Annotated in this window: 14 protein-coding genes; 5 read left to right on the top strand and 9 right to left on the bottom strand. The window is 73.7% G+C overall.

Features of this window, described 5'->3' with window-relative positions:
- Nucleotides 1-3: 3 nt before the first annotated feature.
- Nucleotides 4-1,017 carry a FecCD family ABC transporter permease gene (locus EV190_RS04805; RefSeq protein WP_133740234.1) on the bottom strand — a complete coding sequence of 338 codons (1,014 nt, stop codon included), beginning with the start codon at nt 1,015-1,017 and terminating at the stop codon, nt 4-6.
- Nucleotides 1,018-1,086: 69 nt separating this feature from the next.
- Nucleotides 1,087-2,127: an iron-siderophore ABC transporter substrate-binding protein gene (locus EV190_RS04800; RefSeq protein WP_133740233.1), complete on the bottom strand. Its 1,041-nt coding sequence runs from the start codon at nt 2,125-2,127 to the stop codon at nt 1,087-1,089.
- 296 nt (nt 2,128-2,423) lie between these two features.
- Here EV190_RS04800 and EV190_RS04795 point away from each other — a divergent pair, with 296 nt between their 5' ends.
- The 3 genes from EV190_RS04795 to EV190_RS04785 all read left to right on the top strand — a co-directional run bounded on the left by EV190_RS04795 (nt 2,424) and on the right by EV190_RS04785 (nt 5,482).
- Entirely contained in the window at nt 2,424-3,404 is a 981-nt protein-coding gene (locus EV190_RS04795; protein WP_133740232.1) for a TIGR03885 family FMN-dependent LLM class oxidoreductase, read from the top strand.
- Complete coding sequence (locus tag EV190_RS04790) at nt 3,401-5,071, top strand: alpha-amylase family protein (RefSeq protein WP_133740231.1); 1,671 nt, start codon at nt 3,401-3,403, stop codon at nt 5,069-5,071. The genes EV190_RS04795 and EV190_RS04790 overlap by 4 nt, the downstream gene beginning before the upstream one ends.
- 123 nt (nt 5,072-5,194) lie before the next feature.
- Nucleotides 5,195-5,482 (top strand): Atu4866 domain-containing protein, encoded by a 288-nt coding sequence (locus EV190_RS04785; RefSeq protein WP_133740230.1) that lies wholly within the window; start codon nt 5,195-5,197, stop codon nt 5,480-5,482.
- A 60-nt stretch (nt 5,483-5,542) separates the two neighbouring features.
- Here the strand turns inward: EV190_RS04785 and EV190_RS04780 are convergent, their stop codons facing one another.
- The 3 genes from EV190_RS04780 to EV190_RS04770 all read right to left on the bottom strand — a co-directional run bounded on the left by EV190_RS04780 (nt 5,543) and on the right by EV190_RS04770 (nt 7,664).
- Nucleotides 5,543-5,938: a YciI family protein gene (locus tag EV190_RS04780; protein WP_133740229.1), complete on the bottom strand. Its 396-nt coding sequence runs from the start codon at nt 5,936-5,938 to the stop codon at nt 5,543-5,545.
- A gap of 126 nt (nt 5,939-6,064) precedes the next feature.
- On the bottom strand, nt 6,065-6,502 hold the full coding sequence (locus EV190_RS04775; protein WP_166655375.1) for an STAS domain-containing protein: 438 nt from the start codon (nt 6,500-6,502) through the stop codon (nt 6,065-6,067).
- Between the two features lie 250 nt (nt 6,503-6,752).
- Nucleotides 6,753-7,664 carry a LysR family transcriptional regulator gene (locus EV190_RS04770; RefSeq protein WP_208113043.1) on the bottom strand — a complete coding sequence of 304 codons (912 nt, stop codon included), beginning with the start codon at nt 7,662-7,664 and terminating at the stop codon, nt 6,753-6,755.
- Nucleotides 7,665-7,722: 58 nt separating this feature from the next.
- On the opposite strand from EV190_RS04770, the gene EV190_RS04765 reads away from it, so the two are divergent.
- Together EV190_RS04765 and EV190_RS04760 are read left to right on the top strand one after the other, a co-directional pair.
- Entirely contained in the window at nt 7,723-8,538 is an 816-nt protein-coding gene (locus EV190_RS04765; protein WP_133740227.1) for an NAD(P)-dependent oxidoreductase, read from the top strand.
- Nucleotides 8,535-8,945, top strand: a complete 411-nt coding sequence (locus tag EV190_RS04760) for a RidA family protein (RefSeq protein WP_133740226.1) — start codon at nt 8,535-8,537, stop codon at nt 8,943-8,945. Before EV190_RS04765 ends, EV190_RS04760 begins: the two co-directional genes overlap by 4 nt.
- A gap of 203 nt (nt 8,946-9,148) precedes the next feature.
- Here EV190_RS04760 and EV190_RS04755 read toward each other — a convergent pair whose 3' ends face one another.
- The 4 genes from EV190_RS04755 to EV190_RS04740 all read right to left on the bottom strand — a co-directional run bounded on the left by EV190_RS04755 (nt 9,149) and on the right by EV190_RS04740 (nt 12,943).
- Complete coding sequence (locus tag EV190_RS04755; RefSeq protein ID WP_133740225.1) at nt 9,149-10,117, bottom strand: zinc-binding dehydrogenase; 969 nt, start codon at nt 10,115-10,117, stop codon at nt 9,149-9,151.
- A gap of 113 nt (nt 10,118-10,230) precedes the next feature.
- Nucleotides 10,231-11,097, bottom strand: a complete 867-nt coding sequence (locus tag EV190_RS04750) for a sugar phosphate isomerase/epimerase family protein (RefSeq protein ID WP_133740224.1) — start codon at nt 11,095-11,097, stop codon at nt 10,231-10,233.
- Nucleotides 11,094-12,116, bottom strand: a complete 1,023-nt coding sequence (locus tag EV190_RS04745; RefSeq protein WP_133740223.1) for a Gfo/Idh/MocA family oxidoreductase — start codon at nt 12,114-12,116, stop codon at nt 11,094-11,096. The genes EV190_RS04750 and EV190_RS04745 overlap by 4 nt, the downstream gene beginning before the upstream one ends.
- On the bottom strand, nt 12,113-12,943 hold the full coding sequence (locus tag EV190_RS04740) for an ATP-binding cassette domain-containing protein (RefSeq protein ID WP_133740222.1): 831 nt from the start codon (nt 12,941-12,943) through the stop codon (nt 12,113-12,115). The genes EV190_RS04745 and EV190_RS04740 overlap by 4 nt, the downstream gene beginning before the upstream one ends.
- Nucleotides 12,944-12,958 lie beyond the last annotated feature (15 nt).

Below are 12,958 nucleotides of genomic sequence, written 5' to 3'. Positions count from 1 at the left end.
TCCTCACGCCGCACCCCGCGTCCGGCGCACCGCGTAGAGCAGGACGGGCGCTCCGACGAACGCGGTGACCACTCCCACCATCAACTCCATCGGCCGCACCAGCGACCGGCCCACGACGTCGGCGAGCAGCAGCAGTGTCGGCCCCGCCAGCAGGGCGAAGGGGACCTGGAGCCGGAAGTCGACCCCCACCAGGGCGCGCACCACGTGCGGCACGGCGAGTCCGACGAACATGATCGGCCCCGCTCCGGCCGTGGCCCCCGCCGCCAGGAACGTGGCGGCGACCAGGCCGACGGACCGCACGAGCAGGGTGTTGGCGCCGAGGGAGGCGGCGGCCTCCTCGCCGAGGGCCAGCGCGTTCAGCCCGCCCATGACGAGCAGGGCCGCCAGCACGCCGACGGCGAGGAAGGGCAGTATCGCGGCGACCACGTCGAACCCGCGTCCGGCCAGCGAGCCCACCACCCAGTGGCGGTAGTCGTCGAAGACCTCGGGCAGGCTCAGCGACACCGCCTCGACATAGGCGGTCAGCACCGCCGAGACCACCGCTCCCGCCAGGACCAGGCGGACCATTCCGCCGCCCCCGCTTCCCATGGAGTAGGCCGCGAGGCCGGCCAGGAGCGCGCCGGGCAGGGCCCACCAGACGGCGGCCACGGTGGAGGTCGGGCCGAGGAGGGCGGTGGCGGTGACCACCGCCGCCGCGGCTCCCGCGTTCACGCCGAGCAGGCCCGGGTCGGCGAGGGGGTTGCGGGTGACGCCCTGCATGAGGGTGCCCGCCAGGGCCAGTGCCGCGCCGACGAGGAGCCCCAGCACGGTCCGGGGGTAGCGGCTCCGCACCACCGTCGCGACGTAGGAGTCGGCCTCCCCGGTGAGCACGCTCCACACCTGGAGCGGGCTGGTGGGCCTGCTGCCCACGGCGAGGCTGAGCAGTACCGCGCCCGCGAGTGCGGCGGTTCCGGCCCCGAGCAGGAGGGCGGTGCGGGCCGGGCCGGTCTTGGGCGGCGCCGTTGCTGCGTTCACGATCGCCTTGTCAGGGGTCGGGGAGGAGGGACGGGGACGCGCGGCCCCCGGGGGGCGGGGCCGCGCGCGTCGTCAGTCGAGCTTCTCGGCCGCCTCGTCGATGAGCGGGACGTAGCGGTCCGTCACCCACGGCACGGTGAGCGGGTTGATGATGGAGGAGGCGGTGACGAAGGAGTTGTCGTCGCTGGCCACCACCGAGCCGCGCTCGATCGCCGGGATCTCCGCGTACAGCGGCTGCTCCTCCACCTCGGCCCGCGTCTCCGCGTCGGTGTAGAAGGTGAAGACGAGGTCGCTGTCCTTCAGCTGCTCGGCGTTCTCCAGGCCGATCACCGCGGAGTCGGTGCCCTCGACCTCGGTGAAGGTCTCCACGACCGGGTCGACGGTCAGGCCGAGGCCGCGCACCATGGCCACGCGCTGCTCGTCGGGCAGGAACACCCCCAGGCTGCCGAGGCCGTCCGTGTAGATGTAGGAGAAGGTGAGGTCGGCGTACTCGGGGTGCTCGGCGGCGGTCTCCTCGAAGCGCGTCTCGATATCCTCGATCAGGCCCCGGGCCTCGTCGGGCTGCCCCAGCGCCTGGCCGATGATCTCGATCTGCTGGTCCCAGTCCGTGCTCCACGGCAGGTCGGGGTAGGCGACGGTGGGGGCGATGTCGCTGAGGATGTCGTACTGCTCCTGCGTGACCCCCGACCAGGGCGCCAGGATCACGTCGGGCCGCAGCTCGATGATCGCCTCGAAGTCGATGTCCTCGGCCCCGGCGAACTGCGCCGGAAGCTCCTCCCCGGCCTCGGTGACGGCCTCGTGGATCCACGGGAGGTAGCCGGTGTCGTCGCTGCCCCACTCGTAGCTCTCGACGCCCACCGGGACCGTGCCGAGCGCGATGGCGGTCTCGGCGGACCCCTGGCCCAGGGTGACGACGCGCTCGGGGCGCTCGGGGATCTCCGCGGTCCCCAGGGCGCTCTCGATGCTGACCGGGAAGGCCCCGCCGGTCTCGGCGCCGGGCTCTTCCCCGCTCTCGGCGCCGGACCCGCCGCAGGCGGCCAGACCGAGGACCAGGACTGCGCTGACGCCCGCGACGCCGAGACGGCGCCCTCGGGCACGGAGGTTCGGGTCCATACTCGCTTCTTTCTTCGCTGCAACGGGGGCCGCGCCTACGCGAGGCGCGCGGACCGGTTCCGCCGTCCACCCGGGGCGCCGGGTTCCGGTGTCCGCCTCCGTTCACGCGTGGAGGGGGACGGCAGAGGACCCGGTCGGCACAATCGGATGAAATGGAGCAATCCGGACTAAAACAAAGGTTAGTCTAACCTCACCTCAGTGGAATTTCAAAAATCTTGAAGGTCCGGCACGGCGGGGCGGCCGCGTCCGAACGGGTTCCATGTGAGTGCGAACGCCTACGGGGTAGGCGCTTCCGCATGACGGTCTACGGAATCCACGCCTCCCACGAACAGATCCCTCCCAAAGACCTGCTCGACTCCGTCTCCCGCGCCGAGCACGCCGGGTTCGCCGCGGCGATGTGCTCGGACCACTTCTCCCCGTGGAGCACGCGCCAGGGGGAGTCGGGCTTCGCCTGGTCCTGGCTGGGATCGGCCCTCCAGGCGACCGGCCTGCCCTTCGGAGTGGTCACCGCCCCCGGCCAGCGCTACCACCCGGCGGTGCTCGCCCAGGCGATCGGCACCCTGTCCTCCATGTACCCGGACCGGTTCTGGGCGGCCCTGGGCAGCGGCGAGGCGAGCAACGAGCACATCACCGGCGGCCGCTGGCCGCGCAAGGAGACGCGCAACGCGCGGCTGCGCGAGTGCGTCGACGTGATCCGCGCCCTGCTGGCGGGAGAGGAGGTCAGCCACGACGGCCTCGTCACCGTGGACAGGGCGCGGCTGTGGACCCGCCCCGACCGGGTTCCGCCGCTGTTCGGCGCGGCGGTGAGCGAGAAGACGGCGCGCTGGTGCGCGTCGTGGGCGGACGGCCTGATCACGGTGAACGCGCCGACGGAGACGCTGCGCCGGATCGTGGGGGCCTACCGGGACGCGGGCGGCCGCGGCCGGCTCCTCCTCCAGGTCCACCTGAGCTGGGCCCCCGACGAGGCCGAGGCCGTGCGCGTCGCCCACGAGCAGTGGCGGAGCAACGTGTTCGCCCCGCCCGTGTGCTGGGACCTGGAACTGGTCGAGCACTTCGACGCCGCCTCCGAGCACGTTCCCGCCGAACGGGTGGCCGAGGTCGTCAACATCAGCGCCGACCTGGCCCGGCACGCCCAATGGCTGCACGAGTACGCCCGGATCGGCTTCGACGAGGTCTACCTGCACCACGTCGGGCGGAGCCAGAGCGGGTTCGTGGACGCGTTCGGGGCCGAGGTGCTGCCCCGGCTGACCGGGACGAACGGAGGGAACCGCTCATGAGGCTGACCCGCGCCGCGGACCTGTGGTGGAAGAACGCCGTCGTGTACTGCCTGGACGTGGAGACCTACCGCGACGGCGACGGCGACGGCGTGGGCGACTTCACGGGCCTCGCCCAACAGGTCGACCACCTGGATCGGCTGGGGGTGACCTGCGTCTGGCTGATGCCGTTCTACCCGACGGCCGAGCGCGACGACGGGTACGACGTCGTCGACTTCTACGGGGTCGACCCGCGCCTGGGCACCCTCGGCGACTTCGTGGAGTTCACCCGCACCGCACGCGACCGGGGCATGCGGGTGATCGCCGACCTCGTCGTCAACCACACCTCCGACCGGCACCCGTGGTTCGAGAGCGCCCGCGAGAGCCGTGACTCCCCCTACCGGGACTGGTACGTCTGGCAGGACGAGCCGCCCGCCGACGGCCCCAAGGGCGTCGTCTTCCCCGACAAGGAGGACAGCCCGTGGACCCGCGACGACGCGACCGGCCAGTACTACCTGCACCGCTTCTACCGGCACCAGCCCGACCTCAACATCGCCAACCCGGCCGTGCGCGACGAGATCGCCAGGATCATGGGCTTCTGGATGGAACTGGGCCTGTCCGGGTTCCGGGTCGACGCGGTGCCGTTCCTGCTGGAGACCTCCGGCCAGGACGACGCGCACGCGCTGCCCGACCCGCACGAGTACCTGGCGGACCTGCGGCGGTTCCTCTCCCGCCGCAACGGCGAGGCGGTCCTGCTGGGGGAGGTCAACCTGCCCTACGCGGACACCATGCCGTTCTTCGGCGACGGCGACGGCGACGAGCTGACGATGTGCTTCGACTTCACCGGCATGCAGCGGATGTTCCTGTCCCTGGCCCGCCGCGACGCGGGCCCCCTGGCCGAGGCGCTGCGCGAGCGGCCCGCGCCTCCTGACGACGCCCACTGGGCGACGTTCGTGCGCAACCACGACGAGCTCACCCTGGACCAGCTCTCCGACGCGGAGCGCCAGGAGGTCTTCGACGCGTTCGGGCCCGAGGAGCGGATGCAGCTGTACGGCCGGGGCCTGCGGCGCCGGCTGCCGCCGATGCTCGACGGCGACGAGCGGCGCGTCCGGATGGTGTACAGCCTGCTGTTCTCGACCCCGGGGACGCCCGTGCTGTTCTACGGCGAGGAGATCGGCATGGGCGAGGACCTGGGCGCCGAGGGGCGCATGGCGGTGCGCACCCCGATGCAGTGGGACCGGGGCCCGGGCGGCGGCTTCTCGGCCGCCGCCCCCGACCGGTTCACCGCGCCGATGGTCACCGGCGCGTTCGGCCCCGAGCACGTCAACGTGCGGGCGCAACTGCGGGACCGCGACTCGCTGCTGTCCTGGACGGGCCTGCTCGCCCGGCGCTACCGGGAGTGCCCCGAGATCGCGTGGGGCGGGTACGAGGTGCTGGACCCGGGGGCCTCCGAGGTGCTGGCGCACCGCTGCGACGTGGCGGGGCCCGACGGCGGAACCGTGATCGCGCTGCACAACCTGGCCGACCGGCCGGTGGAGGCGAGGCTCGCGCTGGCGGACCTGGAGGAGGGGACCACCCTGGTGGACCTGCTCTCCGACGGCGTCGCGCGGGTCCCGGCCGACGGCGGGGTCCGGCTGCCGCTGGACGGCTACGGCTGCCGCTGGCTGCGCGCGGAGCGGCCGTCCCCCTGAGTCCGCCGGGGGCCGCCGCTCCTCCTCCGGGCGCGGCGGCCCCCGGCGGTCCGGAGGTGGGTGCGGCGCTCCCCGGTACACGGCGGCCTGGCGGGACCCCGGCGCGGGGAGGAGGGTGGAGGCATGGCAACCGAACCCTCCCACGACCCGCACCCCTTCGTCGGCATGTGGGTCACCGCCGACGGCCACATCCGGCAGGAGCTCCTGCCGGACGGACGGTACGACGAGGCCCGGGGGACGCGCAGGAGCGCGTACACCGGCAGCTACACCGTGACGGGCGACCACATCGACTACCTCGACGACACCGGCTTCACCGCCACCGGCGACGTCCGCGACGGGGTCCTCTACCACGAGCACCTGGTGCTCCACCGGGAGGACCCGGACGCTCCCGACCGGGGCCGGAAGCGTTGACGGGCCGGGGCGCGCCCGAACGCCTCTCCGAGGGCACGCCCCGAACCGCCCCGGCGGCCGCTACTCCACGGGCGGGGCGGACATCACCTGGCGCACCTCGATCGGCATGTTCAGCGGCCTGCCGCCGGGGCCGGGCGCGGTCGAGACGTGCGCGGCGATCTCGACCGCCCGCTCCGGACCCGCGCACTCGACGATCCAGTAGCCGGCCAGGAACTCCTTCGTCTCCGGGTACGGGCCGTCCGTGACGACGGGGGCGCCTCCGGCGTCGGCCCGCACGATCCTGGCCTCCCCCGGGTCCGCCAGCCCCTGCGCGTCGACGAACTCCCCGGAGTCGGCGAGCCCGCTGTTCACGGCCCGCATGAAGCCGACGTGGGCCCCGACCTCCCCCGGAGACCAGGTGTCGATCGGGGGAAGGCCGCTCCGCGCGTTGAACTGCATCAGCAGCATGTACTTCATGTCCTGCTCCTCACGGTCCCCGCGCCCTTCTCGGCGCTCTCACCCGGAGGTCGGAGCACGCCTCCCCGTTCTCGACATCCCGGCCGGGAATTCCGGGAAAACCTCGAAGACGGCGGAGCACCGGGGTCAGGAGGACAGAAGCGTCCCCCCGCGGCGCCGCTGGGCGGGAATGCCCCCGCCCGCGCACCCGCGGGCGGCGTTCGCGGCCTCGGCCAGGGCCTGCTCGGCGTGCGCGCGCGTGGGGTGGACGGCGAGCAGCCTCGTCAGCCCGGATTCGCGCAGCACCCGTTCGGCCGGGGAGTCGGGGGTGACGACGAGGGAGAGCCTGATCCCCATGGCCTGGGTGCGCGAACGCACCCGCTCCACCACCTCGGCCGCCGAGGAGTCGCAGAAGATCACCCTCCTGAGGTCGATGACCAGTTCGTCGATGCGTTCGTTCAGCAACCAGAGCATCTGCTCGCGGAGGGCGTAGCCGTGCCTCTCCTCGACGCTCTGCGGCAGGGTGACGACGGCGCCGCACCCGATGTAGTCGACTTTCGCGATGATCTGCGTCTGCTGTTTCACGTTCACCTGTCCTGACGCGGATCCCGGTCCGGTGACGGGATCACTCCGGAGGCGGACGGCCGCCTGACGTCCTGCGGCCACCGCGTCTCGGGCCTCGCTTCTGGACCCGACATGACGGCTGCCCGCCATTCCCCCGCGCAAACATCACGTCCTCCGCGTCCGCCGCCCCGAGCCGCCGCCATGGAACCGCAGGTCACCCGGTTCGGGGACGCGCCGGGGCCCTCCCCCGGGCGCGGCCGGCCCCCGCCTCTCACCGCCGCAGCACGGCGGCGGAGTCCCGGAGCGCGGCGAGGAAGGCGGCCGCGGCCGGGGACGGCGTGATCCCGCGGGCGGTGGCCGCGTAGACCGCGCGCGGCGGCACGTCGTCGGGGTGCAGGGGCACCACCGCGAGATCGGGCCGTGCCACCCCGGCGGCCAGGGCCGGGACCAGGGTCACACCCAGGCCCGCCGCGACGAAGCCCTGCTTGGCGATCCACTCGGCCACGACGAACCGGATCCTGGGGCGGAACCCGGCGTGCAGGGCGGCGGCCATCAGGGTGTCCTCGGGGTCGCGCCGCCCGGCGATCCACTCCTCGCCGGCGAGGTCGGCGAGCCGGACGCGCGGACGGTCGGCGAACCGGTGCGTCCGGGGCAGCGCCACGAACATGGCGTCGTCGAGCAGCGGCCGCAGGTCCAGCCCGCCGGGCGGCTCCCCCGAGACGGCGCTGAGCACGGCCACGTCCAGGTCCCCGGCGGCGAGCGCCGCCGCCAGCCGGGCGCTCAGGCCCTCCCGCGTGGTGACGTCGAGTCCGGGGTGGCGGGCGCGCAGGGCGGAGACCGCCGCGGGGACCAGGGCCGCGTTGGCGGTCGCGAACGCGCCCACGCGCAGCCGCCCGACCGCCGCCTCGCGCAGGGCCTCCAGGTCCCGGCGCGCCGCGTCGAGGCGGTCCAGGACGGCCTCGGCGTGCCCCAGCAGGGAGCGTCCCTGCTCGGTGAGCCGGACCCCCCGGGGGAGCCGGTCGAACAGGCGGGCCCCGGTCTCGCCCTCCAGCGCGCAGACCTGCCGGGAGACGGCCGACTGGGTGTATCCCAGTTCGCGGGCGGCGGCGGTGAAGGAGCCGAGCCGGGCCACGGCGCTGAAGACGCGGAGCCACGACACCTGCAAGCCATGCGAGTCAGACATGGATGCCATGCTATACATTCGCTTGTCGCATCGGTCTGGCTCTCGTAGCGTTTCCGCCATGAGCACCATCGCCTTCCTGGGGGTCGGCGCCATGGGCGCGCCCATGGCGCGGCGGCTGCTGGCCGCCGGGCACCCCGTCACCGTGTGGAACCGGACCCGCGCGCGGGCCGAGCCGCTGGCCGGTGGCGGCGCCCGCGTCGCCCGCGACCCGGCCGACGCCGTACGCGGCGCCGACATCGTCATCACCATGCTGGCCGGCCCCGCCGCCGTCCTCGCCGTCGCCGACGCCGCGCTCCCCGGTCTGGGGGGCGGGGCCCGCCTCGTGGAGATGTCCACGGTCGGCCCGGGCACCGTCGCCGAACTGGCCGCACGGCTGCCGGAGGGGACGACGCTGGTCGACGCGCCGGTCATGGGCAGCGTCGACCGCGCGGCCACCGGGACGCTGTCGATCCTGGCGGGCGGTGACGTCGCCCCGGTCGAGCCGGTCCTGGCCGAACTGGGAACGGTGACCCGCTGCGGCCCCGCCGGATCGGGAGCGGCGCTGAAGGTCGTGCTGATCAACGCGGTGATCGGCGGCGTCGCGCTGGTCGGGGAGGCCCTCGCCCTGGGCGACGCGCTCGGTCTTCCCGAGGAGCTGACCCGCGACGCGCTGGCGCGGGGGCCGCTGGCCGGACCGCTGCGGCGGGCGCTGGACACCGACGCCCACTACCCGCTCGGCCTCGCCGCGAAGGACACCGCCCTCGCGCGGGCGGCGGCCGACCTGCCCCTCGCGCGCGCCGCGCACGGACTGCTCCTCGGCGCGTCCGGGATCGCCGACCAGGACCTGGGGCGCCTCGTCCCGCACATCCGAACCGAAAGACAGGAGACCTTGTGAACGTCACTCTGCGTAACCCCGAGAACGCCCCCCGTCCGGCGGGCCCCTACTCCCAGGTCGGCCGCGTCGAGCTGGGCGGCGGCGCGCTGCTGTTCGTGTCCGGCCAGGTCGCCCTGGACGAGGCGGGCGAGGTCGTCGCCCCCGGCGACATGGCCGTCCAGTCGCGCGAGGTCATGCGGTCCCTCGACGCGCTGCTGCGGGCGGAGGGCGCGACCCTGGCCGACGTGGTGAGCATCCGCACCTTCCTGACCGACATGTCCCGGCTGCCCGAGTACGCGGCCGCGCGCCGCGAGTTCCTTCCCGGGACCCCGCCCACCAGCACCACGGTCGAGGTGTCCGCCCTGTTCCGCCCCGGCGCCGTCATCGAGGTCGAGGTCGTCGCCGCCCTCCCCGCCCGCGCCGGGTAGGGAGTCTCCGGCGCGGTGGTGATTCGGGCCCTGTCGGAGCAGGGTCCGCTCGGGACCTGTCACGGCGGGCGGCGACGGCGGGTGGGGCCGGTCCCGCCCCCACCCTGAATGATCATGGGTTTTCCGCCCTTCCGGGCCCCGAAACGGGCAGAAACCCCACGACCGCCAACGAAACCCCCAGGCCGGGTGGGGGCGGGGCCGCCTCAGAGGGTGAAGACGATCTTGCCGAACACGTCCCCCCCGGCCATGAGGGCGAAGCCGTCCCGCGCGCGGTCCAGCGGCATCGTCGTGTGGACGAGCGGGCGGGTCCCGGTGACGTCGAGGAAGCTCATGAGCTGTTCGAGCTCGCGCCGCGTGCCCATGGTCGACCCCTGCACGCGCAGCTGCCGGAAGAAGACGTGGCCGAGGCCCGGGTCCTGGGGCCGGCCCCCCGAGGTCGTCCCCGAGACGACCAGGGTGCCGCCGGGGCGCAGCGACCTGACCGAGTGCGACCAGGTCGCCTCGCCGACGGTCTCCATGACGGCGTCCACCCGCTGCGGGAGCCGCTCGCCGGGCGCGAACGACGCGTGCGCGCCCAGGTCGAGCGCGCGGGCGCGCTTGGCCTCGTCGCGGCTCGTCGCGAAGACGCGGAGCCCCGCGGCACGCCCCAGGGTGATCAGCGCGGTGGCCACGCCGCCGCCCGTCCCCTGCACCAGCACGCTGTCCCCCGGCTTGACCCCGCCCTGGGTGAAGAGCATCCGGTAGGCGGTCAGCCACGCGGTGGGCAGGCACGCCGCCTCCTCGAACGACAGCGACCCCGGTTTGGGGACCAGGTTGCGCCGGGGCACCAGAACCTTCTCCGCCATGGTCCCCTGGTGCCGCTCGCTGAGCAGCGAGCGCCCGGGGTCCAGGGTCTCGTCGCCGCTCCAGGCGGGGTCGCTGACGACGGCGTGCGCGACCACCGGATCGCCGTTCTCGTCGTACCCGGCGGCGTCGCAGCCCAGGATCATCGGCAGCCGGTCCCGGCCGAGGCCCACGCCCCTCAGCGACCACAGGTCGTGGTGGTTCAGCGCGGCGGCCCTGACCGTCACCACCGCCCAGTCCCCGGCGGCCTCCGGATCCGGGCGCTCCCCCAGGGCCAGGCCGGACAGCGGGTCCTCGGGGGAAAGGCTCTCGGCGAACACGGCGAACATCGGCTCTCCTCACCTCGCGGACGGTCACCCCACCCGGTAAGACCTATCACCGGACGCCGCTCCCGCGCGAGGAGGGCGCGGCGCGCCCCCGGGGGGCGCGCCGCGCGGCCGGGTCAGGCCCCCAGCTCCTTGGTGATCCGCTCCAGCATGAACGCGCTCGACTCGCGGGCGCGCTCCTCCCAGGCGAACACGCAGGCCGTGGCGACTCCGTCGAACCCCGTGTCCCGCAGGACGCCGAAGAAGACGTCCCAGTCCACCTCGCCCTGCCCGATGTCCAGGTGCTGGTGGATCCGCGCGGGGGTGCCCGGCGGGTTGAGGATGTACCGGAGCCCCGAGGACCCCTTGTGGTTGAAGGAGTCCGCGATGTGCACGTGCCCGAGCTTGTCGCCCGCGTACTCCAGCATCCCCCTGATGTCGGCCCCCGGGTCGTCACCGGAGAGGTGGAAGGTGTGCGGCGCGCAGTACAGGTAGTTCACCCACGGCTTGTTGACGGCCCGCACCAGGTCCACGGCCGGGCCGTTGACCTCGCAGAAGTCGTCGGGGTGCGCCTCCAGGTTGAGCGCGATCCCCTCGCGCTCGAAGACCGGGAGCAGCTCCTCCATCGACCTCCAGAACGCGGCCTCGCTCTCCGCGGCACGCTCGGGCCTCCCGTTGAACTCCGAGTTCATCAGCGGGCAGTCCAGCTCGACGGCGACCTCGATCATCCGCCGCCAGTAGCGCACGGCGGCCCGCCGCTCCTCCTCGTCCGGGCTGGACCACCTGTACAGCGGCAGGATGCTGGACAGCCCGGTCCCGGTGTCGCGCAGCGCCTTCCGCAGCTCCGCGACCCGCGCGTCGTCGGCCCGGGGGTGCAGGAAGAACGGCATGAACTCCGCGCGCGGCGACAGTTCGATCCACCGGTAGCCGATGTCGGCCACCGTCCGGACCATCGCGTCCACGGGGAGGTCACGGAACATGTAGGGGTCGATGGCGATCTTCACCGGCCGGCCTCCTCTCGCGCGTAGAACGCCGGGCGGTCCTTGACCCCGGTGGCGACGACGCCGCCCGAGCCCAGCGCCTCCACGGTCGCGTCGCAGATCATCGCGGCGGCGTAGCCGTCCCAGGCGTCGGGTCCGGCGGCGCCCCCGGTGGCCGCGGCGGCGACCCAGTCCTGGATCTCGTCGTCGTAGGCCGCGGCGAACCGCTTCTTCCAGTCCTGGAGCACCGCCGTGCCCGCCCTCCCGCCGCCGCGCACCACGGGCCGGGCGGGGTCGGGCAGGCTCACCGTTCCGGTCTCGCCCACGGCCTCGCACCGGATGTCGTAGCCGTACCGGCAGTTCACGAACACCTCGACGTCGATCCGCGCGCCCCCGGCGGTCTCGAACAGCATGATCTGCGGGTCCTGCAGGTGCTCGAACCGGTGGGAGGTCCGGCGCGGGGTGAGGACCTGCGCCGAGACGATCTCGTCGGACAGCAGCCAGCGGACCGCGTCGATCTCGTGGACGGCGGTGTCGTGCGTCGCCATCGCCGAGTGGTAGGACTCGGGGACCGAGGGGTTGCGGTGCGCGCAGTGGACCATCAGGGGGGCGCCGATCCCGCCCTCGTCGATGATCCGCTTCATCTCCCGGTACCCGGCGTCGTAGCGGCGCATGAAGCCCACCTGGACCAGGCGGGAGCCGTGCCGCTGCTCGGCCTCCACGACGCGCAGGCAGTCCTCCGCCGTCGTGGCCAGCGGCTTCTCGCAGAACACCGGCTTCCCCGCCTCAACTGCCGCGAGCACCGACCGCGCGTGCGCCGGCCCCCAGGAGGCCACCAGCACCGCGTCGACGTCGTCGGCTCCGATCAGCTCCAGGTCGCCGGGCAGCACCCGCGCTCCCGCGGTCGCGGCGAGCGCGGCCGCGCGGTCCGCGTCGATGTCGGTCACCGCGGTCACCCGCGCCCCGCTCACCACGGTCCCGAGCCGGCGCGTGTGGTCCGCCCCGATCATCCCGGCGCCGATCACCCCGACGTTGACGGTCATCGCCCCTCCCCTTCCCCGCGCTTGAGCTCGTGTTCCAGGGCGTCGAGTTCGGCGCCCCCCGCCATGTGGTGGGTCAGCTCCTCCAGGGTCAGCTCCGAGCGCGGCGCGTCCAGCTCCGTCCGGCCGAGCTTGACGACCACGAAGTGGTCCCCGACCATGAAGGCGTGGTGCGGGTTGTGCGTGATGAAGATGACCCCCAGCCCGGCGTCGCGGGCGGCGTTGACGTACTTCAGCACCACCCCGGACTGCTTGACGCCGAGCGCGGCGGTCGGCTCGTCCAGGATCAGCACGCGGGCCCCGAAGTACACGGCACGGGCGATGGCCACGACCTGGCGCTGGCCGCCGGACAGGTTGCCGACGGGGGCGTCGATGTCGGGCAGGTCGATGCCCATCTTGCCGAGCTCCTCCTCGGCGACGCGGCGCATCCCCGCCACGTCCAGCATCCTGAACGGGCCGAACCCGGTGCGGATCTCCGAGCCGAGGAAGAAGTTGCGCCACACCGGCATCAGCGGGACCAGGGCGAGGTCCTGGTAGACGGTGGCGATCCCCCGGTCCAGGGCCTGGCGCGGGGACGTGAAGGCCACTGGCTCGCCGTCGACCCGGTACTCCCCCGACGTCGGCGCGTGCAGCCCGGCGATGATCTTGATCAGGGTCGACTTGCCGGCCCCGTTGTCACCCAGGATGCAGGTGACCTCCCCGGCCCCGACCTTCAGGTCGATGCCGGACAGCGCCCGGATGTTGCCGAACGTCTTGCCGACGCCCCTCAGCTCCAGCACCGGCTCGGAGGGGGCCCGCTCCTCGCGGGCCGCCTCGGTGGTGTCGGTCAACGTGACCACCTTCTG

The sequence above is a fragment of the Actinorugispora endophytica genome (assembly GCF_004363075.1).
In the GTDB taxonomy this organism is placed as follows: domain Bacteria; phylum Actinomycetota; class Actinomycetes; order Streptosporangiales; family Streptosporangiaceae; genus Actinorugispora; species Actinorugispora endophytica.
Note: the sequence above shows the minus strand (reverse complement) of the source record. Positions and strands in the feature narration are given on the sequence as shown.

Excerpts from the sequence above, each read along its gene's own strand:
- EV190_RS04800 (WP_133740233.1), bottom strand. The coding sequence starts at position 2,127 with ATGGACCCGAACCTCCGTGCCCGAGGGCGCCGTCTCGGCGTCGCGGGC.
- EV190_RS04795 (WP_133740232.1), top strand. The coding sequence starts at position 2,424 with ATGACGGTCTACGGAATCCACGCCTCCCACGAACAGATCCCTCCCAAA.
- EV190_RS04790 (WP_133740231.1), top strand. The coding sequence starts at position 3,401 with ATGAGGCTGACCCGCGCCGCGGACCTGTGGTGGAAGAACGCCGTCGTG.
- EV190_RS04785 (WP_133740230.1), top strand. The coding sequence starts at position 5,195 with ATGGCAACCGAACCCTCCCACGACCCGCACCCCTTCGTCGGCATGTGG.
- EV190_RS04780 (WP_133740229.1), bottom strand. The coding sequence starts at position 5,938 with ATGAAGTACATGCTGCTGATGCAGTTCAACGCGCGGAGCGGCCTTCCC.
- EV190_RS04770 (WP_208113043.1), bottom strand. The coding sequence starts at position 7,664 with ATGTCTGACTCGCATGGCTTGCAGGTGTCGTGGCTCCGCGTCTTCAGC.
- EV190_RS04765 (WP_133740227.1), top strand. The coding sequence starts at position 7,723 with ATGAGCACCATCGCCTTCCTGGGGGTCGGCGCCATGGGCGCGCCCATG.
- EV190_RS04755 (WP_133740225.1), bottom strand. The coding sequence starts at position 10,117 with ATGTTCGCCGTGTTCGCCGAGAGCCTTTCCCCCGAGGACCCGCTGTCC.
- EV190_RS04745 (WP_133740223.1), bottom strand. The coding sequence starts at position 12,116 with ATGACCGTCAACGTCGGGGTGATCGGCGCCGGGATGATCGGGGCGGAC.